The following is a 25,271-nucleotide window of genomic DNA, read 5'->3' as shown; positions in this document are numbered from 1 at the left end:
CTTCGCTGCATCGCCTGACTCATCAGACGTCGACCACGGTGCCGTTGCTGGGAATATTGCCGGAGAAGGACAGTCGGACCGCACGGGCAGACGCAGGTTCACGACCGTCCATGGCCTGCAGGTGGACGTGGGGTTCTGTGCTGTTCCCGGAATTTCCGCAACGGCCCAAGAGGTCGCCGATGCGCACTTCTTGTCCGTTTCTGACTGCGATGCTGTCGCGCTGCAGGTGACAGATGGCGACAACAATGCCTGAAGATTCGATCAGGACATGATTGCCGGCGGCTGACGTCCAGCTTCCACCGATTCGGCTGCGCTGGCTCAGCGCATACCGGACTGAAGGCAGGCCCCGATGAGCCGAGTGATCGGCCGCAGACTGCTGGGTGGCCACAACGATCCCGTCTATCGGCGCCAGCACCGACTGGCCAAACCCGGGGAATATGTTCGGAGATTCTGACCGGAAGACCGATGCCACAGTGTAAGGGGCCGACCGTCCGGTCCCATCGACGGGAACGAAGTCGATGGCGAGTGCAGAGGCGAACATTGTCGTTCCGTGGCTGGGTACGCGATCAGCTGGACTGTTCTGGACCAGCCAACGGCCCGTGAATGGGTAGCTGACATCGAGCGACGGTGTCTTCGGGTCCATGGTCATTCACGTCATCGGACCTGCCGCGCATAGCGCGCATGCGCGGTTGACAGGAGGTCGAACAGTTGCGGGTGTCGCAGTTCGTAACCCGTGCGGAGCATGACTCGCTGGGCGAAGGGGCCTTTGTGGCCGCGGCCCATGGTGTGCAGGGCAGCAGCGATGTGCGGAGACCTCGACATGACGATGAGAATACCCGGTGTGGAATAAAACGCAGCCATTTGGGGCTGTTGCCAATGTCAGAGCCACCAGCACACCGATGAAGGAGCAATTTATGTCTGAGGCAGACCGCGTAGTCATTCTCGGAGGTCACGGCAAGATCGCGCTCATGGCCGCGCCGAAGCTCAAGGAAGCCGGATACTCGGTGGACTCCGTCATCCGCAACCCGGATCAGACCGCCGAGGTGGAGGCTGCGGGCGCCACTCCGGTCGTCCTCGACATCGAATCGGCCGATACGGACAAGCTCGAAGAACTCTTCACCGGAGCCAAGGCCGTGGTGTTCTCGGCAGGCGCCGGTGGCGGCAACCCGGATCGGACTCGCGCCGTCGATTTCGAAGCGGCCAAGCGTTCGATCGATGCCAGTGCGAAGGCCGGTGTCGACCGCTACGTCATCGTCTCCTATGCGACCGCCGGCGTCGATCTCGACCGAGTCGATCCCGACAGTTCGTTCTACCCCTACGTGCAGGCCAAGCACGGTGCGGACGAGCACCTGCGGGCGAGCTCGCTCGATTACACGATCCTGGGACCCGGCGGACTGACGCTGGAGCCGTCGAAGGGCAGCGTGCTGTTGGCCGATGAGAACGGAGACGTCGACGGAGTGACACCCGACGGCGACACGAAGGTCACCTCGCGCGAGCTCGTCGCCGATGTCATGACCTACGTCATCGACAAGAACGCCGCAGTGCGTCAGACCGTGAACTTCTACGACGGAAGCACTCCGATCGCAGATGCCATCAAGTGATCGAAGCATTCGCGAATAGCCGAACCTGAAGAGGTCGACCGTTCGCCGGCGGTCTCTCGGCTCAACAGGATCGGGTGGGTTCAGGCCGAACCCACCCGATCCTTCCTGTTCCACAGCTGATGCGTCAGTCCGCTCGAGGAACCGATCGTTTCGATGGTGAAGCGGTCTTCGACCCCACCGATTCCCTCCCACAGGCGCGTCCCGTGCCCCAGCGTGACCGGAACGATTGCCACGTGCATGAATTCGATGAGATCAGCGGCGAGGAACTGCCGGATCGTCGATGGGCCACCGCCGATGCGGACATCCAGACCCTTCGCCGCCTCCTGGGCACGCTCCAGGACCTGCGTCGGCTCGGCATCGATGAATTCGAAGCTCGTCCCATTGGGGAAGCGCAGAGGCTCGTGGGGATGGTGTGTGAGGACGAAGCACGGTGTCTTGAATGGCGGCTCCTCGCCCCACCAGCCACGCCAACCGTCATCGGGCCACGGCCCGTGCTGCGGCCCGAACTTCTTTCGCCCCATGATCTCGGCACCGACACCCTGACCCCACATTGCGAAGAGAGCCCGGTCCACGGTCACTGGAGCTTCGACGTCACCGATGCCTTCGATGCCACGCCCGTCGAACCACCCGAAGAGTGCTTGGGCATCACCGATCGGTTTGTCGAAGGTGACATGATCGCCGGCGGAGAAGCCGTCGAGGGAAACGAACTGGCTGTGCACGCGAGCACGAAACATGATCACTCCGATGTGATTGTCAGCGATGGTTGCCTCAAGCGTAGAATGCAGTGATTGTGCAATGCAACCACTTGGGAGGAAGAAGTGAGAAATGAGCCCCGCTCCGGTTGCGCGATCAATGCCGCCGTCGAAGTGCTGGGGGACTCCTGGAGTCTCATCGTCCTCCGCGACATCGTATTCGGCGGACGGCGACATTTCCGTGAGCTTCTGACTCTCAACGACGAGGGAATCGCATCGAACATGTTGGCCGCGCGTCTGCACAGACTCGTCGACGAAGGCCTGCTCACCCGCGCGGACACGGTCAGAGGGCAGAAGGCGACCTATACCCTCACCGAGGCGGGAATCCAGGTCGTGCCGGTCATGGTCGCGCTCGGCACCTGGGGCATGAACCACCGAACCACCTCGCCGGAACTGACGGTGCGCGCCCGCATCCTCGCCGAGTCCCCTGAACTCGTCGACGACCTCATGGACGAGCTGCGAGAGACCCACCTCGGCGCGGCGCTGCGTGATCCGACGCGACCCCGAGCCTCGCAGCGACTGCAGGCCGAGTACGAGGCCGCGCTGGGCGGCACCGGCTCCGAATGATAGGTCGGTTCGATCGGCCGGCCAGCGGCTGACCGTTTTCAGGATGCTTGTCCGGCCCGGAACTCTGTGGTTGCATCGTGGGTGGTTGCAAACAGCAACTACCCACAATGCGATCACCTGGAACATTCGATTTCGAGGGAGCAATCATGTTCATCGGTCTGCTGACCGATACCGAGGACGGCAACCACAGCGTCTTCTCCGGCGGGTGAAGGGGGCTGACGATGCATCCGCTGCTCGAATTCTCTGCCGCGATGTCCTATATCTGCATCGAGGAGGGATCGTATGCGGTCTGCACCGATACCGTGTGGTCAGGCCAAGACCTGCTCGGCACGGCCCTGATCACGTGGACCTTCTCCGACGTCCCCGCGGGGACGCGGGTTTCGATCGTCGATCAGGTCGTGTCATTCGTCGGTCCGGACATGATCGAGGGCAGTCGCAACGGACACCGAATCGTCCTCGAGCAGTTAGGCGCCCTCTTCGCTGGCCCAGGGGAGGTCGGCGCCCGCGCGAGAAACCGTGACGGCGGCACGTCGTGAGGCATTCTCGCCGAGTTGATTGAGCTCGCTCTCGCTCATGGCATCGAACTGTGAGCGTGAGTCCTGCAGGTCGTGCACTAATGACGACATGAAGGAATCTCCTGCACCTATCGTGTCCGCGACGTCGACCGTGCGCACCGGAGCTCTCACCCTCGCCGAGGCGGTGGCGATGATGGCGTCCTCCGATCCGCGTGTCAGTGCCACCAGTGAGGCACCGAGGTCGAGGATCCGCTCGATCTGGGATTCGCGGTTTGACTCCGGGTAGAGCCAATCCGCATCGACATCGCTGAGTTTGACCACGTCGACTCGTGAGGCGAGGACCTCGAACCGGGTGAGGGCCGACTCGTGTGCTCCGATGATGGTCGGGCGGATGTTGGGATCGAAGCACAGGAGAGCCGAGGACGCCTGCCCCCGCTCCAGGAGAGCGTCGACGGCCGCGGCACCGGGGGACAGGAAGGCCGCGATCGAGCCGGCGTGGATCGCCGACCACTCTCCGTCGTCGACCAATGAGGCATCAGGTGCCCACCGAAGCGAGAAATCGTATTCGGCCGATCCGTCCGGCGACAGCACGGCTCGTGCCGTCGAGGTCGAACCCGTCGGCCGTGCATGCACGCTGACACCCGACTCCCGCAGGTGGGCCAGCAGAAACCCGCCGTGGAAATCATCACCGACGTCGGTGAGCAGATCGACCGTCGAGCCGAGACGCCCCAGGCCGAGGGCGACATTGGCCGGAGCCCCACCCGGCGCATAGCGATCCGGCGATCCGGCTGCACTGACGATGTCGATGAGAGCCTCACCAATGACAAGAATGCTCATGGACCCGATTCTATGCGCAACCGGATGCCGAGTGTCTGAACAGGCAGAATAGTACATATATCGGTCACATGAGCACTTTGGGATAAGTCCGTGTCAGTGCCGTCTGGAACCGTGGCCTCATGGACGAAGACATCATGGAATCAGAAGTCAGAACCGTCGTCGATGCGGCCTCCGCCCGGATCCTCACTCCGCGGGCGGGGGAGTGCTTGGTCTGCTACGTCTTCCGCCAGCTCGGCGAGTTCGGATGCGATGGAACACACCGCTTCGCGCTGACGTTCCGCGATCGAACCGCGCCGCGGGCCACCGCGCTGCTGGAGAGGTTGGGAAGCATGGGCGCCTGCTGCTGCGACTGCGAGATGTTCAGAAATGCGTATTGGGTGTCCTCTCACCCGTGGTTCACCGGGGCGGAATGGGGAGAGGTCATCGGTACGGGATTCAGATCGGAGGAGCCCATCGACCTGCGCAATGCCTTCGGAATCGACGAACCACCGGCGAAGACGATCTACCTGTGCTGCCAGTTGGTGAGACGAGGATCGACCCAGCCCTGCGGAAACTGGACACGCAAGAGCCGGTGGTGAGGAAGCGGCGCGATTCCGGCAGAATGGAGCGCATGCCATCCAGACTGCCTCTGTTCCTCGACTGCGATCCCGGAATCGACGACGCCATCGCGCTGGGATATCTGCTGTGCCAAGACGACGTGGACATCATCGGCATCGCAGCCTCAGGCGGAAACGTGCCTACAGCGCAGGTCGCGGCAAATGCCCGAGGCTGGCTCGAGCTCGCCGGGCGCGAGGACATCGCCCTCCACGCGGGCAGCGACCTGCCCACGATCTGGCAGGCGGGACGTTGCGGGAAGGACCCTGCCGACCCGCTCGCGACCGGACCCGAATATGGCGACCTCACCCACGGGCCCACTGGGGCCGGTTACGCTCGACTGCCGCGGCCGCGATCACCGATGAGCACGATCAGCGCAGCCCAGGCCTGGGTCGATGCGGCACGGGCCCATCCCGGTGAACTCATCGGCGTCGTCATCGGACCTGCGACGAACCTCGCTCTGGCACTCGATATCGAACCAGATCTGCCCAACCTGATGAGGCGGCTGTTCATCATGGGCGGGGCATTCAACTATCGCGGCAACACCCGACCGACCACCGAATGGAACGTCAGCTTCGACCCGGAGTCGACTGCGGCCGTCATCTCCGCCTTCGATCGAGCTGAGCACGAGGCCACATTGCCGCACCTGCCCGTCATCGCACCGATCGAGGCCACCGAAGCGCTCGAGATGACACCCGAACGCCTCAGCGACATCCTCACCGCCGGCCGCACGTCAGAATCTCCGTGGCCCGGCTGGCTGACCCAGATGGCCGAGGCCCTGCGGTTCTACTTCGAATTCCACGACTCGGACGGGCTTGGCTACGTCGCCCACATCCACGACCCCTTCGTCCTCGCCTGTGCAATCGAATGGGCACGCGGAGGCCGTGGAGGGCCCACCTCAGCGAGGGACGGGGTCGTCCCGAACGGAACGACGGGCATTCTGCCCTGGGCGATGACGGTGTGCGCGCCGATCGACGTCGAACTCACGGGTACACTCACACGAGGCGAAACCGTCGCCGATTGGCTGGGACGGTGGGGCAAGGACAGCAACGCTGAGATCATCCGCACGATCGATGCACGGAACTTCCTCGACCACCTCGGCGAAACACTCAACAGAGGACCACACACATCATGACAACGACACCCCGACAGTCTGGGCAGGGGCCGACGCACACCGTCGGTCCCGCACAAAACCGGAGCAATGGCAATCGAATTCCCCTCGCGCTGACCTTCCTCGGCACCCTCGTCATCCTCGGCACCTACATCGCCGTCCTGCTCACACAGCCGGCCAACCTCGGCACCGATCTCGGTCACACCACCCTGTGGGTGATGCTCGGCTACCTCGTCGGAGGAATCCTCCTCGCCGCCGGCACCCTGCCGCTCATTCCACGGCGAATCATCGCCCTCATCCCCGTCGCCCTCGCCGCCAACATCGTCATCGGACAGATCGTCGGCAATGTCACCCCCATCCCGCTCTATCTCGACTCGATCGGGACCGTGATGATCGGCGTCCTCGCCGGCCCCGCAGCCGGAGCATTCACCGGCATCATCTCCAACCTCATCTGGGGAGTGACGCTGAGCCCCAGCGTGATCGCCTTCAGCTCGGGAGCGGCATTCATCGGCGCAGCAGCCGGTTGGGCCGCACGTCTCGGCGCCTTCCGCACCCCCTGGTTCGCCATCATCACCGGAGCCGTGGCAGGGATTCCGGCCGGAGCGCTCGGCGCCCCCGTCGCCGCCTACGTCTTCGGCGGGGGCCTGGGCTCGGGCACCGGAGGAGTCGTCGCCATTCTGCAGGCGGCGGGCCTCGAAATGCTCAATGCGACCTTGGCACAGAGCCTGTTCTCCGACATCGTCGACAAGGCGCTCATCTTCGCTCTCGCCTATGTCGTGGTCAGAACCCTGCCGCGTCGCATTCTCGACCGGTACCCATTCACCGACCACAGTCTGCCCCGCAAGAAGCGCGTCGGGCCGGCCCGGATCAGCTGAATGACCACGACTGTTCTCGACCGGGAACAGCAGAGCACACGCCGTTGGCACCCAGCAACAGAGATCATCGTCCTTGCCTGCTCCCTGCTGCTCGTGTTCGGCATTCCCTCCCCGGTCGTGCCCATCGCCATCATGATCGCCACATTCGTCTCCGCGGCGGTCGCACCGACCGTGCGCCTGCGTACCTGGTTGATCGGCGTCGGTGTGCTGTGCCTGCCGACGCTGCTCGTCCTCAGCATCGTGCAGGGACTGTTCTATCCCGGCACCGAAGTCAGCGTGCTGTGGGAATTCGGACCCGCCAGACTCACCGTCGAAGGACTGGCGATCGCCGTCCAGATCTGGCTGCGAGTCAGCGCACTCGTATCCCTGTGCGCGCTCTTCGGCCTCGGAACCGACTCGGCGCGACTCTTCGACGGGCTGAGGACTCTTCGGCTGCCCTCGTCGGTCGCCTATATCTGTGCCTCGGCAATCGGACTCATCCCACTCATCCGCGCCCGCACCGGACAGATCCTCGAAGCCCGAGCCAGTCGCGGATGGAATGTCGGCAGCTGGCTGATCCGCACACGCCTGCTCCCGAGCATCGTGACGGGTCTGTTCACCTCCATCCTCATCGAGGTCGAACAGCGCCACGACGTCCTCGCCCAGCGCGGACTCGACGAATCGACTCGGCCCTCGTCGCTGCAGGACCACCGTGACGGCCGGGGACAGAGACTCCTGCGCCGAGGCGCTCCCGTCCTCACCTGCGTCCTCATCGTCTGTTCCGTGACCGGTCTTCTGCCCCTGCCCACCGCCGAACAGGTGCTCGGCGGTGCTTGAGACCATGACCCTCGAACTCGACAGAGCAGGGTTCACCTACAGAGGCGCCTCCTTCGCCGCACTCACCGAGATCGACCTCAGCCTGGCCCCGGGGCAGATGCACGCGATCCTCGGCGCATCGCAGGCCGGGACATCCACACTTGGTCGCCTGATCACAGGCCTGCTGGATGAGAGCGGAACCTCGGCCGGCACCGTCCACGTCGCGGGGACCGCGGTGATGCTCGGCGACGACCCGGAGGCTCAGCTGAGCGGAATGACGAGCCGCGTCGGCGATGAGGTGCAGCTGCCCGGACGATTGCACGGACACGAGAGCCGACTTGCCGAACACCGTGCACGGAAGGCCCTCGCATCCCTGGGAATCGCCGAGCTGTGGGACAGACGCCTCGAAACGCTCTCCGGAGGCCAACGGCAGCTCGTGGCGCTGTCAGGTCTGCTCTCCCTGCGACCGTCCCTGCTGATCCTCGACCAGCCCTCGCTGTCGCTCGACCCCGACACCAGGCGCCTCGTGGCCACGGTGCTGCTCGAATTCTGCTCGACCGGGGGCAGCGTCCTCACGACCGGACACCAGTTCGACGAAGTGGCCGCTGCCAGCCATCGACTGAGCATCCTCGCCTCCGGCCGCCTGCACCCGCGCGGCACCGACGTCTCGAGCACGGACTGGCAGCGGCACGGGATCTGGGACACTCGGCCCCGCGAGCCATTCGCCCCCGCCAGCACCGAGACGAACTCGCCCACGATCGCGGTGCCCTCGCCGACGACGCCCAGCGCACTCGCCGTCCGAGACCTCACCGTCTCCCGTGGATCGATCACCGTCATCGACGGCATCGACCTCGACGTCGGCGCCGGCGAACTCGTCACGATCATGGGGTCAAACGGAGCCGGCAAGTCCACCTTGCTGCGCAGCCTCGTCGGCCTCCTCGACACGCGCACCCAAACCCCGAACACGATCACGGTCGACGACTGTGGCGGGAGACTGGATCTCGGGGGAACTCCTGCGCACCGACGCGCACCTCACCTCGGGTGGGTGGGGCAGGACCCGGGAAGCCAACTGTTCGCAGCGACGGTCCGCGAGGAACTCACGCGAGCGGCGCCCCTGCCGCAGCATCGGCGCCGCGATCGCGCCAAGGTCCGTGCCCAGCGACAGGAGGCGGTCGCCTCGGCGATGGTGGAGACCGGGCTGAGCGCGGTGAGCGAGACGCATCCGTACGACCTGAGCATCGATCGCCGCAAAGATCTTGTGCTGGCTTCGGCACTCATTCCCGGCCCCCAAATCATCGTCCTCGACGAGCCGACACTTGGAAGGGACCACACGGCCATCCGTCGGCTGAACATGTTCATCGACGGGTTTCTCGGCCGCGGCGGGGCGATTCTGACGACCACCCACGACTGGCGGTGGGCGACAGAGAAGTCGGATCGGATCCTGCGTCTGTGCGGGGGACGGCTGTGAGTGGACCCGGAACCGTCATCGCGTAGTGAGAGCCGGCATGCCGAGGCAGTGCACCGCTTGGGCTCGACACCGGGATCGGGCGCTGTCGATCGCGGCCGCAATCACCAACCGGTCGACGGCATGAGCCGTGGTTCGTTCAGAAGTCGTATGTGGCGTCCGTGGTCGGTGTCTCAGGTCCGCGGATCCTCTGCAGATGCACGTGTCGGGCGAGGCGGATCACCGGTCGAATGAGCATCTCCACGCTGCCGATGACGAACAGGCAGGTACCCGCGAACACCCACTCGTCGGAGAAGAACATGAAGCTGCCGATGAGGAACCAGACGCCGATGAGGACGTCGTTGACGATGCTCAGCACCTGATAGCGCTGACGGATGATGAGCTCGTCATGGCCGATGCGGATAGTCAGATTGTGATTGTCATCGGTCATGTCTTCCTCCTGAGGACAGCTTGCCGGTGCGGACTGGCATCGACATTGTTCTTCGATGCTAGGCCCGCAGGGTCCACCGTGACCATTCCAGGCATCGGCGGCTATGTCAGTGCCGGGTCCTAGCGTAAGGACATGGACAAGAACGTGAACTCGTTTGACGCACTGTACGCCGAGGCCGGCAGCCACAGATCCGTGATCGCCTGGGACGAGCTGCTCGCCTTCGTTCGCCGATTCCCTCACATCGCCGCGTTCAATGCGGCGCTGCTGGCGCAACAGAACGCCGGCGCCATCTTCGTGGAGACGGAGCGCGCATGGCAGGACAAGCACGACCGTCTGCTCAATGACGATGCCGAAGTGCTTGTCGTCCTGCATCCCTTCGCGCCGGTGCGCTTCGTCTACGATGTCGCCGACACTCACGGACCACCGGTTCCGGACGCAGCGATGAACCCGTTCACAGCCGCTGGAGCGCCCACCTGGGACGGGCATCGCCTCGTCATGGACGTGCTGCGGCGAAAGGGTCTTTCCATCGCAGGACTGCCGACGACGCAGAGCCCCACGGTGATGCTGGCCCGTGTGCTCTTCGAACTGGCGCTCATCTACGCCGGGCACCGTGGGGCGCGCCCGGACCTGGGCGTAGCGGCCAGCGATGCCGATCTGGACGGCAGACAGGCTCGCTTCGAAGCGGAGTGCATCACCTGGCTGATCGCCGGTCGCATCGGTCTGAAGATGGCGGCGACCGGGTCATTGAAAGGATATCTCAAACACGGTGAACTCATGCCTCCGGTGTCCCGGGACCGAGTTCTGCACTCAGTGAATGCGATCGAGAAGCTCTTCGGCGGGGCACTGCGACTCGGAGAGACCGTGCGTGAGGACGTGCCGAGTCTGTTTCCGCTGTCCGGGCAGCTGTCCGCACCGTAGACCCGCTTTGGTCAGATGTCGAAACGAATCGTCCAATTGATAGGTACCCTTGAAGCAACCGTCTCAATGAGGAGAAGCAATGAGCCGAGCAGTGCAGATCACCTTCGACTGTCACGATCCGGTCGCGCAGGCCACCTTCTGGGCCGCGGCGCTTGGATACGTCATACCTGGCCCGCCCGGGGTGCGGCTCGAGCCCGACGATGATCCCTTCGAAGCCTGGCGGTCGTTCGTCGAGGACCTGGACATTGACATACCGGAAGAGAAGTTCCGCGCCGCGATCGAGGACCCGCAGGGTCGCGGACCGCGGCTGTTCTTCCAGATCGTGCCCGAAGGCAAGATCGTCAAGAACAGGGTGCATCTCGATGTGCGTGCGGCCCCGGGGCTGCAGGGCGAGGAGAGGATGGAGGCCCTGGAAGCCGAGTGCGATCGTCTGCTGGATGCGGGCGCACGACGACTCGAGCGAGTCGACCCGAACCCGCCGATGGAGACTTGATTCATCGTCATGGCAGACCCCGAGGGAAATGAGTTCTGTCTGGACTGATCGATGATCATCGTCGACGGTTGTGTGCTGTCGGGACCGGCCGCGGCGTAGGCTGTGAGCATGCCTGTGCATCCCCTCGCCTCGCCCCGCCCGGCGGGCCGACTCGAAGTCATCGCCGGTCCCATGTTCTCCGGGAAGTCCGAGGAGCTCATGCGTCGGGTCCGACGCGCGAAGATCGCCGGGGTCAAAGTGCTCGTGGTCAGCCACTCGCTCGACACCGGCTCCGACCTGTCCGCGATCACCTCTCACATCGGAGTCAACATTCCTTCTGTGCCCGTCGGTGATGTCGAGTCCCTCGCCGAGGTGGCCCGAGACGAGGACTGGGGCCTCGTCGCCATCGATGAGGCCCAATTCTTCGGCCCCGATCTTGTGCCGGTCGTCCTCGACCTGATGACACGCGGCACCACGGTCATCGTCGAAGGTCTGTGCGTGACATTCGACGGCGGGCCCTTTGAACCGATGCCGACATTCATGGCCGGTGCAGAGGACGTCCTCAAGCTCACTGCGGTGTGCACGATCTGCGGCAGGGACGCCGTGTTCCACCAACGAGTGGGGTCACCCGCCCGGACGAACGGGCAGATGGCTACGAACGGGCAGATGGCTACGAACGGGCAGATAGGTGATGCGGTGGACCAGACACCATTCGAACCCCGCGCCACGGACATCGACGCCAGTCATATCGGCGGTCTCGAATCCTACGTCGCACGCTGCCGCGAGCATTTCGCACCACCTCACTGAACCGTCCCCGTCCTCGGGCCGAGTGGGTCAGTCTTCGATGCTGCCCCAGACCTCGCGCCATATCCGGGCCAGGTCCGCCACCTGATAGTGGGCATTGAGGCCACTGGGCTGGGGCACGACATGGAGAGCGATGTCGTCCGGCCATCCGTCGATGAGAGACGGATCCTGCTGTCCGAGCTGGGTCTTCGGCTGTGAGTATCCGGTCCGGAACGAGGTGATACCGGCGATCGCGACCGCACGTGGCCGGATCTCGGCGAGGCGGTGCACGAGGTGAGCGGCACCGTCCTTCAGCTCCTGCTTGCCCAGCTCATCGGCACGAGTCGTCGCCCGGCCGACGAGGTTCGTGATGCCGATGCCATGTGAGAGCAGGTGCGCTTCGTCGTCGACGGAGAGCCCGAGCGAGGCATCGACGAGGTGATCGGTCAGACCCGCCTGATGCAACGAGGGCCAGAAACGATTGCCCGGCCGGGCAAAGGGCGCGTTGACCGCGGCTGTCCACAAACCCGGGTTGATCCCGACGATGAGCATCGACAGCTCACCCGGTCGCCCGGGCAGGACATCGTCGATGGCGTCGGGGTCGTCGGTGGCGAACTCGGCAAGATCGTCCTTCGTCGGCTTGCGTCCTCCCAGGGGCGAGGGTCGGCGGGAGCTGATGAAACTTTCCTCAATCACGTTCTCCACACTACCGTCGAAGCCAGGCGGTCGACTCAGCGCCCGTCACGGCTGAACCCAGGGGAGTCCCATGACGCATGAACAGGCTCATCAGCATGTGCGACCGCGATCCGATGAGTCCGCCTACTTCCACTTCGAGAACCGCTGGAGGGTCAACGCCTCGGCGGCAGACGTCTGGACCGTGCTCACCGAGATCAGATCGTGGCCGCAGTGGTGGCCCGGCCTGTCCATGGCGGTGCCCATCGATGACACGCTTGTGCCCGGCAGCCGAGCCGACATCCAGGTCGACAGCCCCATCGGTCTGAAGCTGAGGTTCGGCATCGAACTCGAGGACGCGGACCCACCGAACTCCGTGTCCTTCTTCGCCGACGGAGACCTGCGGGGGACGGGCACCTGGTCGGTTCAGCAGACGGGACCGATCACCACGATCCTCTTCGTCTGGTGTGTCACCACCCGACGCAGGTCCATCAGGATGATGCGGCCGGTGGCGTCGAGGATGCACTCAGGTGTCATGAGAGCCGGCCAGCAGGGACTGTCCAGGCGCATGAACCGTCTCGTGTCCTGACGCAGCCCAGGCGTCGATGCCACCGGCCAGAGATCGCAGACGCGAAGCCGGTGGTGCCACATCCCGGAGCAGCTTCACGGCCTGAGCGGATCGTGCCCCCGACTTGCAGTGGACGACGATGTCGAGCGATGTCGGTTCGTGCCCGGTCGGCGGCAGGTCAAGGGCCGTGTGGAGGGCGCTCCACCCCGAGGAGCGAATGGCCTCGAAGGGGACATGAACGGATTCGGGGATGCAGGAGATCTGCCGTTCCCACTCCTCCCGCACATCGACGAGAACGCTCGGCCCGGACTCGTCCAGATATTCGTCGATGCCGATCTCGTTCTCACCGACGATGCCGAGACCGCCTGCTCGGGGCCCGGCAGCGGCACAGGCCACAGCCACCTCGGCGAGGTCGGTCACCGGTGGACGGTCCGGATCCGGTGAGAATCGCAGCGTGGAGTAGTCGGAGGCCAGCGCGTCATAGCGCAGCAGCCGTCCGATCAGCGGTGTGCCGATGCCGCAGATGAGTTTCACAGCCTCGGTGGCCATCGCCGAGCCGACGGTGCCGCACAGGACCCCGAGCACACCGCCTTCGGCACAGTTCGGCACTGAATCGGCTTCGGGGATGTCGGGAAACAGGTCACGCAGCATCGGCCCGTGGCCGGGGACGAAGGTGCTCACCTGACCCGCGAAGCGGAAGATGGTGCCCCAGACCAACGGGGTGTCGGTGAGCTCGGCGGCATCGTTGGACAGGTAGCGGGTCGCGAAGTTGTCGGCACCGTCGAGGACCAGATCGTGGGAGCCGAAGAGTTCGAGCGCATTGTCGGGGCTCAGCCGTTCACTGATCGCGGCGACCTCGAGCTCGGGATCGAGTCGCAGCAGGGCATCGCGTGCGGAGTCGACCTTTGCTCGCCCGATATCGGTGTCGCGGTGGAGGACCTGACGCTGCAGGTTCGAGGCTTCGACCACGTCATCGTCGATGATCGTGATCTGGCCGATCCCGGCCGCCGCCAGGTACTGCAGGACCGGAGCACCCAGTCCTCCGGCACCGATGACCAGCGCCGAGGCGGCCCGGAGTCGGCGCTGTCCCTCGTCTTCGAAGCCCGGCAGGCTCAGGTGGCGGGCGTAGCGGCCGAGCTCCCGTGGACTCAGGGACTCGATCGGCTCGAGAAGCGGGCCAGGAGCGGTCTGCGGGCTCATGCCGGGGTCACCATCCCGTCGAACGTCGAGGAGGCCAGGGCCAGCGGTCGCTTCGGAATCCGTCCGGCGTGGGCGGCGAGGTGTCCCGATTCGACGGCCAGCGACATGGCGCGAGCCATTGCTCCGGCATCATGGGCCCGGGTGACGGCCGAGGCCAGAAGCACAGCCGTGCAGCCGAGCTCCATTGCCAGTGCCGCATCGGAGGCGGTGCCGATGCCGGCGTCGAGGATCACCGGAACCTGCGCCCGGTTCACGATCGTCTCGATGTTGTGGGGGTTGAGGATTCCCAGACCGCTGCCGATCGGTGCACCTGCCGGCATGACCGCCGCGACTCCGGCATCTTCGAGCCGCTTGGCCAGGGCCGGATCGTCGTTCGTGTAGGCGAAGACCGTGAACCCGTCGAGGACGAGCTCCTCCGTCGCTTTGAACAGTTCGATCGGGTCGGGCAGCAGGGTCTCCTCATCGGCGATGACCTCGAGCTTCACCCAGTCAGTCTCGAGGGCCTCGCGAGCCAATCGAGCGGTCAGCACCGCATCGCGGGCCGTGTAGCAGCCGGCGGTGTTGGGCAGGATCCGGATGCCCAGGCGCTGCAGGAGCGCGAACACCGAATCCTGGGCATTGCCGTCATAGCGGCGCAGAGCGACCGTCGTCAGCTCGGTGCCCGATGCCTGCAGCGCCTGGTCGAGGATGCTCAGTGAGCTGGCACCTCCGGTGCCCATGACGAGTCGGGATTGCAGGGTCACATTGTTGATCGTCCAGGTCATGTCAGCCTCCCTGCACGGCGGTGACGACGTCGACGCTGTGTCCCTGGGCCAGTGCGAACTCGGCCCACCGTCCGCGCCTGACGACCTCGCCGTCGACGGCGACGGCGAGGCCCAGACGGGTCCCGTCGACGGGGGTGCCGTCGGTTCCGATCTCCTTGTCGACGATGCCGGAGACGAGCTGCCGGGCGGTCGTGGGGTGGGCGAGTTCGCGGGCCTCGCCGTTGAGCGTGATGGTGATCGTGTCGGTCACGGATGACTCCCTGCTGGTTGCTGGATCGGTTCGGTGCGCTGGGCGTGCTGTGTGCAGCCGGGCGGGCGCTGTGCGTCGAAGCGTTCGGGCCCCACCGCAGCGAGCGTTCCGGCCGGCGCCCAGGATGATTCGCTGCCGCACGCGAGATCGGCCGTGAGACGGGACCCCAAAGGGGCGAGGAGGATGCCGTGGCGGAAGAAGCCGGTGGCCACGAGGCAGCCGGGATCGGTGCGTCCGATGATCGGCACGTCATCGGGTGAACCGGGTCGGGCGCGAGTGGTGATATCGGTGATCTCGCAATCGAGGATGGCCGGAATGATGCGCTCGGCATCCCGCAGCAGCCGGTGGACCCCACCGGCGTTGATCCCCGAGTTCCCGTCCTCGCGGATCGTGGCACCGAGGACGAGCTCACCATCGGGCCGGGCCACGATGTAGACGGGCCGAGCATTGACCAGACCACGGATCGTGTGCGTGAGCAGCGGAGCCAGGGACTCTGGGGCGCGGAGCCTGATCACTTCGCCCCAGACCTCACGCAGGGGCAGCGTCGGCACCCCTGCGATCTCATTGCAGGCACCGCCTGCCGCGACGATGACCTGATCGGCACTGATCGTCGTCCCGTCGGTGAGCTCGACCCCGACGGTTCGGCCCTGCCCGCTGAGCAGACGGGACACCCGAGCCCGGACGATGTCAACGCCGAGCACGTCGATGAGAGCGGCGGTCACCCGACGGGGATCGATCGAATGATCTCCGGGGATCGTCACACAACCGCTGACCCCCGGGGCCAGGGAGGGTTCGAGATTCCGAGCGGCGGAACCGGCGATCAGGGAGACATCGAAACCGGCCGATCGCTGCAGCTCGGTGAGTTCACGCAGCGACGCGAGATCGGCACGATCACCGGCGCAGACGAACGTCTCGGCGCTCGAGTACCCCAGATCGCGGCCGGATTCGGCGGCGAGGTCGGCGGCGAAGTCGGGGTAGAGATCTGCCGAGGCGCGCATGAGCGGATACAGAGGCGACTGCCCCCACACCACCTCGGCGGCCGGGGCCAGCATTCCAGCCGCCGCATGGGAGGCACCCGTGGCAGGATCAGGATCGACGACGCTGACCCGGACACCGCGACGGCGCAGATTCCAGGCAGTGGACAGGCCGATGATTCCTGCCCCGATGACAATGGCGTGCACGTGCTTCTCCCTCCGGCGGCATCATCCGCATCAGGTTGAACGGTCGGCACAAAGCCCTCTCAGCCTCTTTACGAGGCTCCCGCGAACTCCTCTACTCTAGGATCATGGCCGCAGATATGACAATGGACACCGCAGTTCGAGATGAGACCCGAGCCACCCGACTCGCCCGACTTCGCGATGCCGCACTGTATGTGTGCACCGATGCTCGCACCGATCAGGGCGATCTTCCCGAGTTCCTCGACGCCGCCTACGCCGGTGGCGTCGACATCATCCAACTGCGCGACAAGAGCCTCGAGGCCCGAGCCGAGATCGAAGCCCTCGAAGTGCTCAGGGACGCAGCCCACCGCCACGGCAAACTCTTCTCGGTCAACGACCGGGCCGACGTCGCCCTCCTCGTCGGAGCCGATGTCTTCCACGTCGGCCAGGGTGATCTCACGAGTGAGCAGGCACGGGCGGTGGTGGGCCCGGATGTGATCCTCGGCCGCTCGACCCACTCCATCGCACAGGCGAAGGCTGCCGAGGCAGACCCCGAGATCGACTATTTCTGCCTCGGTCCCGTGTGGGAGACCCCGACCAAACCCGGCCGCCCCGCCATCGGCCCCGAACCTCTGACCGCGCTCGCCCTCACCGGCAGAAAGCCCTGGTTCGCGATCGGCGGGATCGCCGCCGGGAGACGACTCGACGAGGTGAAAACTGCAGGCGCGCAGCGGATCGTCGTCGTGAGAGCGGTGACAGCCGCAGCCGATCCGACGGCTGCAGCCGCGGAACTCAAGAACGAATTGTGAGCACGAGCTTGGTGAAGACGGCAGCTGATCTCGGTGTGCCCACCCCGCTGCTCGACCTCACACTTGTGCAGCTGCGGGCTGGAGAGTGGCTGCGGCGGGGCTGATGGGCACCGCGGCGTCAACCGTCGACACCGAGTTGACCTCATCGACGCCGAGCCGCAGCATATTCAGATACGGCTCGCCCGGGACAGTGTGGGTGACCGAATCCGATCCGTGCGCCGAGGTGAACGTGACCATGGGGATCGAATCCCTGCGATCGAGGACCAGCAGGGTCTCATAGCCGCCGGGGCCCACCGAGTGGGAGGATCCGACGGGCAGCTGTGAGGCCAGCGTCTCCAACGGGTTCTCGGATGACGGTGCCCGGTTCATCTCCTGATCAGCGACGTCGGCGAACTGCTCAGCAGTGATGAGATAGGCCTTGGCAGGTGTCGGGCCCGGCACATGATGGTCGTAGAAGGCCATTCCTCCACCGCCCCACACTGTCGAGCTGCCGGCGAAGTAGATGGATCCGGGAAGCTCGACGCCCATCTCCGCCACGGGCGGCGCAGGATTCCTCGCGCCGGGATAGGTGACGAAGGCACCCGGGGGACGGCCGCCCTGCAGATAACAGGCGAGCCTGTCACGAAACATGTTCGAACCGTAGCTGACATACCACACAAGTGCTTGAGACATCCCTTTCATGATGCCACGCCGACGCTCCAAGCTGTCCAATTCGAACGGCCTCGGTGCGCCGCATCGATGCCCTCTGCCCGGGCCCTCCTCCTGGCCAGGGCGTTGCGCGTGATTTCAGCAACACCGGTGATCACGAGGGCGATGCCGACGCCCAGAGCCGCTGCGAGCAATGGCTGATCGTCGAAGATCACACCGCCGAGCAGACCGATCCCCGTCGAATACAGTGCCCAGGTCAGGCATCCGGCAGCGTCGAAGGCCAGGAAACGTGCGCGCGGATACCTCAAGATCCCCGAGGCGAGGGTTGCAGCCGTGCGACCACCGGGAACGAAGCGCCCGCTGATCAACATCGCCCCACCTCGGCGGGCGAAGATCTCCTCTGAACGCTCAACCATGCGCCGTACTCGCGGGGACCGGGTCCACCGATGCACCAGAGAACCCCCTCCGCGTCCCACCAGGTGCGCCGCGAAATCGCCGACCAGCGCGCCCGATGCCGCCACCAGAACGAGCCCGACCGGATTCGGGATGCCTGCGGCAGCATAGGCGGCGGCAGCGATGAGGATCGTTTCGGAGGGGACGACCGGGATCAGGGAATCGAAGCCGGCGATGACGAAGACGAGGAGATACACCCACGGGGATTCGATCGTCGTGCGGAGGATGTCAAGAACGAGGTCCATGCTCACCCACGCTATCGACGGGCATTCGACGAGGGAACGCGGTGCAGTGCACACTCGAACCCGGAGAGCCGGGCCAGATTGTGCGGAAACCCGGAAGACGGGAATGCGGTCAATCCCCAGGGCGTTCGCGTGCGGCGTTGCTACGATCGACTCATGCCCTGGCCGACATCGCTGACCGCGCGGATTCCTCGAGAATCCCGCATGTTCGCCGTCCGCTGGAGCGCCTCAGTCGTGGGAATCCTGTGGGGCGTGCTGCTGTGTGTGCCGCTCATCCTCGCCGCTGCCTTTCCTCCCGCGTCGAGCCTGCGCCGCAGAGTCCTCGGCTGGGAGCGATCTCGGCAGAAGAGGTGCTTCGGCATCCTGCTCGGCGACGATCCGCGGAGACGAGCCTTCTTCGTCCTCAACGGCGGGGTCGCGGGTCTCATCGCCATCCCCGCGGTCAATCTGGCCACGGGGTTCCTCTTCGTGACCCTCGGATCCCTCATCCAGGGCCTGTTCCTCGGCGGCAGCATCAGCATCGGCTTCGATGCCTGGACCATCACCCAGCCGACGTTGTTCGTCGGCGTGCTCTACGGTGCCGCGAACCTCATCGGAGTCATCGTCCTCGCCGAGGTGGCCAACTGGCTGACCGGCAGAATCGACTCCTCGTTCACTGAGGTCAGCCGCCCCAATGCGCCCCACACCCGAATCACCCAGCTCCTCATCACACGTCACGGAGTGGTCATGGCCATCGACGAGGAGAGACGTCGGATCGAACGCGACCTCCACGACGGGGTGCAGCAGAACGTCGTCTCCCTGTCCGTTCTCATCGCCCGTGCCCAGCGTGCGAAGGACCCGGACAAGATCAGCGGACTTCTCGAAGACGCCCTGGACCAATCACAGGACCTCATCGACGAGATGCGTGAAGTGGCGTGGCGGGTCTATCCCACGGCGCTGGACGAACACGGCTTGGGGACCGTCCTCGACCGGGTCGCCGACCACTGCCCGATTCCGGTCACACTCACCGCCGTCCCCTCTCGACGAGTTTCCCAAGCCACAGAATCGGCTGCCTACTTCGTCGTCAGGGAGGCGGTGACCAACGTCGTCAAGCATGCGAACGCCACAGGTATTCGCATCAGCGTCGTCGACGAAGACCGGGCGCTGATCGCCGAGGTGGTCGATGACGGTTCGGGCGGAGCCGACCTTTCCGGCGGTGGTCTGAAGGGACTGACCCGTCGGGTCGGAGCATTGGACGGAACCATGACAGTAGAGAGCACAGAAGCCATCGGAACCACTGTGAGAGCGGAGATCCCCTATGTCTGAGCCCACCGACATGCCCGAGTCCACCGACATGCCCGAGCCCACCGACATGCCCGAACCCACCGACGTGTCCGAACCCCGTGGTGAAGCGTCGAGCGACGATCCCATGAGAGTGGCTTTGGCCGACGACTCCGTGCTGCTGCGCGAGGGTGTCCGGAGCCTGCTCGAGGACGAGGGCATCTCCGTCGTCGCCTCGGTCGATGACGGACGGCAGCTGCTCACGGAGGTCGCCGCCAAGCGCCCGAATCTGGCGATCGTCGACGTGAGGATGCCGCCGACCCACACCACCGAAGGCCTCGAGGCCGCGCTGGCGATCAAACGGCGCTTTCCCGACATCGGGGTGCTCGTCCTCAGCCAATACGTTCTGCGCGAATACGCCACCGAGCTGCTGAGCACCGAAACCGTGGGAGTCGGCTACCTGCTCAAGAACCGGGTGACCGACATCGACCGCTTCCTCGAGTCCGTCAACCGCATCGCTGAGGGCGGGACCGTCATCGACCCGGAGGTCGTCAGACAGCTGCTGAGCACCTCCGAGCAGAGGAACTCGCTGTCGACTCTCACCCCCAGGGAGAACGAGGTGCTTGAAACCATGGCCGAGGGGCTGTCGAACCGCGGCATCGCCCAACGCCTCTATGTCTCCATCAGCTCGGTGGAGAAGGCCATCAGCACCATCTTCGACAAGCTCGGTCTGCACGCCGGGGAGACCACGAGTCGGCGCGTCGCTGCAGTGCTGCACTATCTGGACCAGTCCTGATCGTCGGCAGCATCCATTCGCCATCAGAGCTCGGAGCGAGCCCGTGCCCCGATCCGCAGGTTGAGATCCTCGAGTTCAGCCAGGACGTCGCCAGCACCCCAGATCTGATTGCGCTTCCGGCTGGTCAGCCCGCGCAGGATGCCTGCTTCGGTCAGCGCGGAGACTGCTCTGCTCGCGGAGGTGCTGGGCAGGCCCAAGGAGTCCTCGAGATCCTCGATGGTGAATACGGGGTCGGCTGCGAGAGAGCTGAGGATGCGGGCCGCGGCGCTGTTGTTCCGAGGGTGGCCGAGACTCTCGGCCCACTCGGCCGGCAGGAAGGCCAGCCGATGCGCCGTCAGCTGCGACTCCTCCGCGGCGATCATCGACGACTTCGACCACAGCGAGATGACGGGCTCGGCATCGCCCGCATGATAAGAGTTCAGTGCTGCGAAGTAGCGGCCTCGAACCTCGACGAGGGCAGCCGCGATGGGAATCGTGATTCCACTCGTGACTCCTCTCGACTGGAGGATTCCGGCCGCCAGAGCACGCCCGATGCGCCCATTGCCATCGGTGAAGGGGTGGATCGCTTCGAACTGTGAATGTGCGACGGCGGCCTGCGCGATGACGGGCAGGTCATCGCGCTGAGCGAATGCCAACAGATCATCCATGAGTTCGGGAACCGACTCCGGGGGCGGTGGAACGTAGAGCGCGCCGCGGGGCGAGTGATCAGATCCGCCGATCCAGTTCTGCATGGGCCGGTGGCGTCCGGCAAGATGGGCCTCGCTGATGTCGTCCTCGAGCAGCAGCCGATGGGCACGCGAAACGGAATCGGCGCTGATCGTGCCCGAGGTCAGCAGATCGAGTGCGCCCGTTGCGGCTGCCATCGCTGTGGCCGAAGAGTTGGATTTCGACCCGTGCAGGGCTCTGACGAAGTCATCGATCGGGGCCTCTTCCGATTCGATCTTCGACGACGCGATCGACTCGCTGCGCAGCAGCAGGTATGACAGTGGAATCAGGGTTCGACTGTGATCGGCGTCGAGACGGGAGATCGCACGGATCGCGGCTTCGGACAGTGCGGCGATCTCCGAGGGCAGGTGGAGATCGACGACTCGGATCCGGGCGGGGACGGACACCGTCACCTCGGCGAACTTTCGATCGTCGATCGTGCCTCCGCGAAACTCCTGACGCCACGGCCGGGTCTCGCTGTGCGCCGCGGGTACAGGTACGGAAGAGTTCGACATGGGAACATCGTAGGCGATACAGCCGGTTATATGAATAAGTGGGAATATCTCTCATGGTGATCCCACTTCCTAGCGAGGCTTTCGCCTCGCTAGACTCGCAGTCCAAGGAAGCCAGAGGTCCGAGTGAGTCGGACTCCGGGTTTCGAAGAGTTTCAGTGACGAACCAGAGGAGAACAATGAAGCGGCAGCTGCCCGACGTCAGAGAACTTGCCCCACTGCTGCAATTCGGTCTGCCTCGTCTCGACAGGGTCGCCGCGCGGCTCGATTCCGCGGCCGATGTCTGGGATCTGCGCCGGATCGCCAAGCGCGTCACGCCCAAAGCTCCCTTCGACTACGTCGACGGCGGCGCGCTCGATGAGCACACGCTGCGCAAGAACCGACAGGCCTTCGCCGACGTCGAGCTCCTCCCACGGATCCTTCACGGGGTCGACGCCCCGAACACATCGACGACGATTGCAGGCCAGAGCGTCTCGCTCCCATTCGGCATCGCCCCGACCGGGTATACGCGGATGATGCAGTCCGAGGGCGAGGTCGGGGGAGTCCGGGCCGCGGCGAAGGCCGACATCCCCTTCTCACTGTCGACCATGGGCACGACGTCGGTCGAAGAGGTCGCACAGGCCGCTCCCAACTCCACCCGCTGGTTCCAGCTCTACCTGTGGAAGGACCGCGAGCGCAGCCTCGATCTGCTCCAGCGCGCTCAGGCCAGCGGCTACGAAACCCTGCTGGTCACCGTCGACACCCCGATCGCCGGTCAGCGGCTGCGTGACAACCGCAACGGTCTGTCGATCCCGCCGAAGCTGACTTTGAAGACGATCCTCGATGCCTCCTACCGGCCCGGCTGGTGGTTCAACTTCATCACCACCGAGCCCCCGCGCTACGCCTCGCTGTCGAACACCTCGCAGTCTCTGGCGGAGATGACCCGGTCGATGTTCGATCCGACGCTGGATCTCGATGACCTCAAGTGGATTCGCGAACAGTGGAAGGGCCGGCTCTTCGTCAAAGGGGTGCTCACCGCCGAGGATGCCGACCGGTCACGTTCGATCGGTGCCGACGGTCTCGTGGTGTCCAACCACGGGGGTCGCCAGCTCGACAGGGCTCCCGACTCGCTGACTGCGCTGGCCGAGGTGCGCGCGGCGGTCGGTGAGGACATGGAGCTCATCCTCGACTCCGGGATCATGTCCGGCACCGATGTCGTCGCCGCACTGTGCGCCGGCGCGGACTTCGTGCTCGTCGGCCGGGCCTACCTCTATGGGCTCATGGCCGGTGGGCAGCGTGGCGTGGAGAAGGCCATCGACCTGATTCGCGCAGAGATACTGACTGCCATGGGATTGATGGGTGCGCGGAACATCTCCGACCTCGGGCCACGGCTCACGAGGGGTCTGCCGGCTGCCCCCGGCGGGCAGGCTGAACCCTCGGCCGCGTCCCTCATGCCTGGAGAAGGCGCCTGAGCAGGCGGAACTGATGGTCGGCGGAGGCCCCGAAGTCGGCAGTGCGAGGTTCGGCCTCGGTCTGACGAAGGGCCCATTCGTCGAAGACGGCCAGCAGGGTCGACGCCGCCAGTGCCTGCAGATCGGCCGGGCAGTCCTGATCGATCGCGCCCGATTCCCGTCCGTTCTCCAGCACCGCTGAGATCCATGTCTCGTAGGCGTGTGCAAGCTCGCTGACTCCGGGGTCGGCCCGGTTGGCATGAACGATCCGCCACAGCAGCCCCAGTGCCCGACTCCTCGGCCATACCCGCAGCGCGTCATCGAACACGCGTACCGCAGTGGCCCAGAAGTCCGAGGCGAATTCGTCCGGTTCCGGTGGTGTCCAGTCCCGAGCCGCGTCCTGACGCAGGTGGGAGACCACGAGTGTCAACAGGGACTCCTTGGAGTCGATGACGTGGTAGAAGGAGCTCTTGCTCATCCGGCAGCTCGCGATGATGCGGTTGAGAGACGCCTGTTCGAAGGATCGGGACGCGAACTCCTCGGCCGCGGCGGCGACGAGGGCCTGGCGTTTGGCGGCGGGCATTCGGGCGAATGCAGTCTGTGACACGATCTCTTCCCCTGCTCTCTGGACTCCCTGGTCCAGTCAATGCTACCGTCGTTGGACCAGGCGGTCCAAACGCGGTGGGCCGCAGATGACGGTCCGCAGGCAGTGGTCCGCAGGCAGTGGGCCGATTCAGGCTGTGCAGGCGATCGAAGGCGACTACGAGGCAAGGAGAAGCGATGATCACGTGGGTACCGTTCGAGCAGCAGTTCGATTCCGCCGGTTCCGACGACCTGCGCATCCTCGTCGTCGGGGCCGGCATCGCCGGAATCAGCGTCGCCCAGCTGCTGCGCCGGCAGGGCAGGCACCCCGTGCTCATCGAACGCTCGCGCGACCCGGAGACCATGACCGATGACGACCATGCCGGCTATATGCTCGCGCTCATGCCGATGGTCGACTCCGTCTTCGACGACCTGGGTGTGCGGGAGGACTACCGTGAGGCCAGCGTGCCCATCGACCGCTACGCCCTCCACTCCCACACCGGCAAGACGCTTCGCAGCGATCGCCTCGGCGCTCTCCTGGCCGAGTACGGGGAGTACAGGGGAATCTCCCGAGGAGAACTCATCACCGTGCTCTCGAGCGCACCGTGTCCCGTCACATTCGACACATCTCTCGTCGCTCTCAGCGGTGCCGGCGACGGCGCAGAATCCGGCCCGACGCGGGTGCAGGTGGCCACCGGCGTCCACAGCCGCGCACGAGTGCCTCACGAAGCCGAATTCGACCTCGTCATCATCGCCGACGGGCTCGGCTCCCACACCCGGCAGCTCGTGCCCGGCGGTGGGTCCGAAAGTTCCGTCGACACAGCCTGGGGCGGGTGGGTCGCCTGGGCGCCCGCCGATGCGGACACCGATCAGGTCGACGAACTCTGGGGCGACGGCTTCTTCCTCGGTGCCTACCCGGTCAAGGACCGGATCGGCATCTTCCTCGGCGGCCCCGACTCCAGGGAACCGCTCGGCGCCCGTCGCTTCGCCGAGGAGGTCCGCAGCAAACTCGCCACTCTGACACCGAGGATCGACGCCGCACTGACCGCCGTCTCCGAGGCGGACGATCCCTACTTCTGGGCGCTGCGAGACTTCCGCAGCTCCCAGTGGGCCACGGGCAGCACCGTCCTCCTCGGCGACGCCGCCGCAGGTTTCCTGCCCACGGCCGGCATCGGCGCCGGAATGTCGATGGAATCGGCTCGGATGCTCGCTGCCTCCCTGGAGACCGCCTCGCGCAGGCAGCTGCCCGGCGCACTGCGAGGCTTCGAGACGGCTCAGCGGCCCCGGGTTGAACAGGCTCAGACGACCTCGCGTCAGTTGGCGGAAGTCATGTTCCACTTGCCCAGGTTCCTAGTGGGCCTACGCGGAATGCTCTTTTGTCTGGTGAGCGTCAAAACGGCGCTGGGCCCGATCATCGACCTCCTCAAGCACCCTGCCAGGCCGGACGAGGTGCGCAGCCCCGAGGTCTGAGTGTGGTAAGAATGGCCGGGGCCCGAACGGGAGCCCAG

General features: G+C 65.3%; 31 protein-coding genes and 1 riboswitch. Of the genes, 17 read left to right on the top strand and 14 right to left on the bottom strand.

Features of this window, described 5'->3' with window-relative positions; translation table 11 throughout:
- Nucleotides 1-22: 22 nt before the first annotated feature.
- Together BKA07_RS14480 and BKA07_RS14475 are read right to left on the bottom strand one after the other, a co-directional pair.
- Nucleotides 23-541, bottom strand: coding sequence for a M23 family metallopeptidase (locus BKA07_RS14480; RefSeq protein WP_245161961.1), 519 nt, complete (start codon nucleotides 539-541; stop codon nucleotides 23-25).
- 113 nt (nucleotides 542-654) lie between these two features.
- Nucleotides 655-822 carry a hypothetical protein gene (locus BKA07_RS14475; protein ID WP_167951507.1) on the bottom strand — a complete coding sequence of 56 codons (168 nt, stop codon included), beginning with the start codon at nucleotides 820-822 and terminating at the stop codon, nucleotides 655-657.
- A gap of 92 nt (nucleotides 823-914) precedes the next feature.
- Between BKA07_RS14475 and BKA07_RS14470 the strand changes: the two genes are divergently transcribed.
- On the top strand, nucleotides 915-1,601 hold the full coding sequence (locus BKA07_RS14470; protein ID WP_167951506.1) for an SDR family oxidoreductase: 687 nt from the start codon (nucleotides 915-917) through the stop codon (nucleotides 1,599-1,601).
- A gap of 80 nt (nucleotides 1,602-1,681) precedes the next feature.
- Here BKA07_RS14470 and BKA07_RS14465 read toward each other — a convergent pair whose 3' ends face one another.
- A complete protein-coding gene (locus tag BKA07_RS14465) occupies nucleotides 1,682-2,335 on the bottom strand; it encodes a dihydrofolate reductase family protein (protein WP_167951505.1) in 654 nt (217 codons plus the stop codon).
- An 84-nt stretch (nucleotides 2,336-2,419) separates the two neighbouring features.
- Here BKA07_RS14465 and BKA07_RS14460 point away from each other — a divergent pair, with 84 nt between their 5' ends.
- Nucleotides 2,420-2,920, top strand: a complete 501-nt coding sequence (locus BKA07_RS14460; RefSeq protein ID WP_167951504.1) for a winged helix-turn-helix transcriptional regulator — start codon at nucleotides 2,420-2,422, stop codon at nucleotides 2,918-2,920.
- Between the two features lie 221 nt (nucleotides 2,921-3,141).
- The gene (locus tag BKA07_RS14455; protein WP_167951503.1) at nucleotides 3,142-3,456 is read left to right on the top strand and encodes an SRPBCC family protein; all 315 of its coding nucleotides are present in this window, start codon (nucleotides 3,142-3,144) and stop codon (nucleotides 3,454-3,456) included.
- Here BKA07_RS14455 and BKA07_RS14450 read toward each other — a convergent pair.
- Nucleotides 3,385-4,272: a carbohydrate kinase family protein gene (locus BKA07_RS14450; RefSeq protein ID WP_167951502.1), complete on the bottom strand. Its 888-nt coding sequence runs from the start codon at nucleotides 4,270-4,272 to the stop codon at nucleotides 3,385-3,387. The genes BKA07_RS14455 and BKA07_RS14450 overlap by 72 nt on opposite strands.
- Before the next feature lie 119 nt (nucleotides 4,273-4,391).
- Between BKA07_RS14450 and BKA07_RS14445 the strand changes: the two genes are divergently transcribed.
- The 5 genes from BKA07_RS14445 to BKA07_RS14425 are packed head-to-tail and all read left to right on the top strand — an operon-like array spanning nucleotide 4,392 to nucleotide 9,115.
- Nucleotides 4,392-4,850: a DUF2695 domain-containing protein gene (locus tag BKA07_RS14445; RefSeq protein WP_167951501.1), complete on the top strand. Its 459-nt coding sequence runs from the start codon at nucleotides 4,392-4,394 to the stop codon at nucleotides 4,848-4,850.
- A 32-nt stretch (nucleotides 4,851-4,882) separates the two neighbouring features.
- On the top strand, nucleotides 4,883-6,001 hold the full coding sequence (locus BKA07_RS14440) for a nucleoside hydrolase (protein WP_167951500.1): 1,119 nt from the start codon (nucleotides 4,883-4,885) through the stop codon (nucleotides 5,999-6,001).
- Nucleotides 5,998-6,852 (top strand): histidine kinase, encoded by an 855-nt coding sequence (locus tag BKA07_RS14435; RefSeq protein ID WP_167951499.1) that lies wholly within the window; start codon nucleotides 5,998-6,000, stop codon nucleotides 6,850-6,852. Before BKA07_RS14440 ends, BKA07_RS14435 begins: the two co-directional genes overlap by 4 nt.
- A complete protein-coding gene (locus BKA07_RS14430; RefSeq protein WP_167951498.1) occupies nucleotides 6,853-7,668 on the top strand; it encodes an energy-coupling factor transporter transmembrane component T family protein in 816 nt (271 codons plus the stop codon). It abuts the gene before it with no gap.
- Nucleotides 7,661-9,115 (top strand): ATP-binding cassette domain-containing protein, encoded by a 1,455-nt coding sequence (locus tag BKA07_RS14425; RefSeq protein WP_167951497.1) that lies wholly within the window; start codon nucleotides 7,661-7,663, stop codon nucleotides 9,113-9,115. Before BKA07_RS14430 ends, BKA07_RS14425 begins: the two co-directional genes overlap by 8 nt.
- Nucleotides 9,116-9,251: 136 nt before the next feature.
- On the opposite strand, the gene BKA07_RS14420 is transcribed toward BKA07_RS14425, so the two are convergent.
- A complete protein-coding gene (locus tag BKA07_RS14420) occupies nucleotides 9,252-9,542 on the bottom strand; it encodes a YrhK family protein (RefSeq protein WP_167951496.1) in 291 nt (96 codons plus the stop codon).
- A gap of 132 nt (nucleotides 9,543-9,674) precedes the next feature.
- Here BKA07_RS14420 and BKA07_RS14415 point away from each other — a divergent pair, with 132 nt between their 5' ends.
- The 3 genes from BKA07_RS14415 to BKA07_RS14405 all read left to right on the top strand — a co-directional run bounded on the left by BKA07_RS14415 (nucleotide 9,675) and on the right by BKA07_RS14405 (nucleotide 11,739).
- Complete coding sequence (locus BKA07_RS14415) at nucleotides 9,675-10,460, top strand: HAD family hydrolase (protein ID WP_167951495.1); 786 nt, start codon at nucleotides 9,675-9,677, stop codon at nucleotides 10,458-10,460.
- Between the two features lie 79 nt (nucleotides 10,461-10,539).
- Nucleotides 10,540-10,953, top strand: coding sequence for a VOC family protein (locus BKA07_RS14410; protein ID WP_167951494.1), 414 nt, complete (start codon nucleotides 10,540-10,542; stop codon nucleotides 10,951-10,953).
- Nucleotides 10,954-11,061: 108 nt separating this feature from the next.
- The gene (locus BKA07_RS14405; RefSeq protein WP_167951493.1) at nucleotides 11,062-11,739 is read left to right on the top strand and encodes a thymidine kinase; all 678 of its coding nucleotides are present in this window, start codon (nucleotides 11,062-11,064) and stop codon (nucleotides 11,737-11,739) included.
- A 27-nt stretch (nucleotides 11,740-11,766) separates the two neighbouring features.
- On the opposite strand, the gene BKA07_RS14400 is transcribed toward BKA07_RS14405, so the two are convergent.
- Entirely contained in the window at nucleotides 11,767-12,411 is a 645-nt protein-coding gene (locus BKA07_RS14400) for a mismatch-specific DNA-glycosylase (protein WP_342449082.1), read from the bottom strand.
- Nucleotides 12,412-12,481: 70 nt separating this feature from the next.
- On the opposite strand from BKA07_RS14400, the gene BKA07_RS14395 reads away from it, so the two are divergent.
- Nucleotides 12,482-12,976 (top strand): SRPBCC family protein, encoded by a 495-nt coding sequence (locus BKA07_RS14395; RefSeq protein ID WP_167951492.1) that lies wholly within the window; start codon nucleotides 12,482-12,484, stop codon nucleotides 12,974-12,976.
- Here the strand turns inward: BKA07_RS14395 and moeB are convergent.
- The 4 genes from moeB to thiO form a co-directional block, all read right to left on the bottom strand.
- Nucleotides 12,914-14,155 carry a molybdopterin-synthase adenylyltransferase MoeB gene (gene moeB / locus BKA07_RS14390; protein ID WP_167951491.1) on the bottom strand — a complete coding sequence of 414 codons (1,242 nt, stop codon included), beginning with the start codon at nucleotides 14,153-14,155 and terminating at the stop codon, nucleotides 12,914-12,916. The two genes, BKA07_RS14395 and moeB, sit on opposite strands and share 63 nt — an antisense overlap.
- Nucleotides 14,152-14,919, bottom strand: coding sequence for a thiazole synthase (locus tag BKA07_RS14385; protein WP_167951490.1), 768 nt, complete (start codon nucleotides 14,917-14,919; stop codon nucleotides 14,152-14,154). The genes moeB and BKA07_RS14385 overlap by 4 nt, the downstream gene beginning before the upstream one ends.
- Nucleotide 14,920: 1 nt before the next feature.
- Nucleotides 14,921-15,169 carry a sulfur carrier protein ThiS gene (gene thiS, locus BKA07_RS14380; RefSeq protein ID WP_167951489.1) on the bottom strand — a complete coding sequence of 83 codons (249 nt, stop codon included), beginning with the start codon at nucleotides 15,167-15,169 and terminating at the stop codon, nucleotides 14,921-14,923.
- Entirely contained in the window at nucleotides 15,166-16,350 is a 1,185-nt protein-coding gene (thiO, locus tag BKA07_RS14375) for a glycine oxidase ThiO (protein ID WP_167951488.1), read from the bottom strand. The genes thiS and thiO overlap by 4 nt, the downstream gene beginning before the upstream one ends.
- Nucleotides 16,341-16,443: riboswitch (TPP riboswitch) on the bottom strand. It overlaps the preceding gene by 10 nt.
- Nucleotides 16,444-16,454: 11 nt before the next feature.
- Here thiO and thiE point away from each other — a divergent pair.
- Entirely contained in the window at nucleotides 16,455-17,135 is a 681-nt protein-coding gene (gene thiE / locus BKA07_RS14370; RefSeq protein ID WP_425339339.1) for a thiamine phosphate synthase, read from the top strand.
- 57 nt (nucleotides 17,136-17,192) lie between these two features.
- On the opposite strand, the gene BKA07_RS14365 is transcribed toward thiE, so the two are convergent.
- On the bottom strand, nucleotides 17,193-17,807 hold the full coding sequence (locus tag BKA07_RS14365; RefSeq protein ID WP_167951487.1) for a histone deacetylase: 615 nt from the start codon (nucleotides 17,805-17,807) through the stop codon (nucleotides 17,193-17,195).
- Nucleotides 17,808-17,812: 5 nt separating this feature from the next.
- Complete coding sequence (locus tag BKA07_RS14360) at nucleotides 17,813-18,481, bottom strand: DedA family protein (RefSeq protein WP_167951486.1); 669 nt, start codon at nucleotides 18,479-18,481, stop codon at nucleotides 17,813-17,815.
- Nucleotides 18,482-18,634: 153 nt separating this feature from the next.
- Here BKA07_RS14360 and BKA07_RS14355 point away from each other — a divergent pair, with 153 nt between their 5' ends.
- Nucleotides 18,635-19,783 carry a sensor histidine kinase gene (locus BKA07_RS14355; RefSeq protein ID WP_167951485.1) on the top strand — a complete coding sequence of 383 codons (1,149 nt, stop codon included), beginning with the start codon at nucleotides 18,635-18,637 and terminating at the stop codon, nucleotides 19,781-19,783.
- A 103-nt stretch (nucleotides 19,784-19,886) separates the two neighbouring features.
- Complete coding sequence (locus tag BKA07_RS14350; protein WP_167953250.1) at nucleotides 19,887-20,534, top strand: response regulator transcription factor; 648 nt, start codon at nucleotides 19,887-19,889, stop codon at nucleotides 20,532-20,534.
- Nucleotides 20,535-20,557: 23 nt separating this feature from the next.
- On the opposite strand, the gene BKA07_RS14345 is transcribed toward BKA07_RS14350, so the two are convergent.
- A complete protein-coding gene (locus BKA07_RS14345; RefSeq protein WP_167951484.1) occupies nucleotides 20,558-21,754 on the bottom strand; it encodes a Fic family protein in 1,197 nt (398 codons plus the stop codon).
- Nucleotides 21,755-21,930: 176 nt separating this feature from the next.
- Here BKA07_RS14345 and BKA07_RS14340 point away from each other — a divergent pair, with 176 nt between their 5' ends.
- The gene (locus BKA07_RS14340; protein ID WP_245161960.1) at nucleotides 21,931-23,202 is read left to right on the top strand and encodes an alpha-hydroxy acid oxidase; all 1,272 of its coding nucleotides are present in this window, start codon (nucleotides 21,931-21,933) and stop codon (nucleotides 23,200-23,202) included.
- Here BKA07_RS14340 and BKA07_RS14335 read toward each other — a convergent pair.
- On the bottom strand, nucleotides 23,180-23,788 hold the full coding sequence (locus BKA07_RS14335) for a TetR family transcriptional regulator (protein ID WP_167951483.1): 609 nt from the start codon (nucleotides 23,786-23,788) through the stop codon (nucleotides 23,180-23,182). The two genes, BKA07_RS14340 and BKA07_RS14335, sit on opposite strands and share 23 nt — an antisense overlap.
- Before the next feature lie 173 nt (nucleotides 23,789-23,961).
- On the opposite strand from BKA07_RS14335, the gene BKA07_RS14330 reads away from it, so the two are divergent.
- The gene (locus tag BKA07_RS14330) at nucleotides 23,962-25,233 is read left to right on the top strand and encodes an FAD-dependent oxidoreductase (RefSeq protein ID WP_167951482.1); all 1,272 of its coding nucleotides are present in this window, start codon (nucleotides 23,962-23,964) and stop codon (nucleotides 25,231-25,233) included.
- Nucleotides 25,234-25,271 lie beyond the last annotated feature (38 nt).

Origin of the sequence: Brevibacterium marinum, assembly GCF_011927955.1 — a bacterium.
Classification (GTDB): domain Bacteria; phylum Actinomycetota; class Actinomycetes; order Actinomycetales; family Brevibacteriaceae; genus Brevibacterium; species Brevibacterium marinum.
The sequence above is the reverse complement of the archived record's forward strand: the minus strand, read 5'-3'. Positions and strand labels throughout refer to the sequence as shown.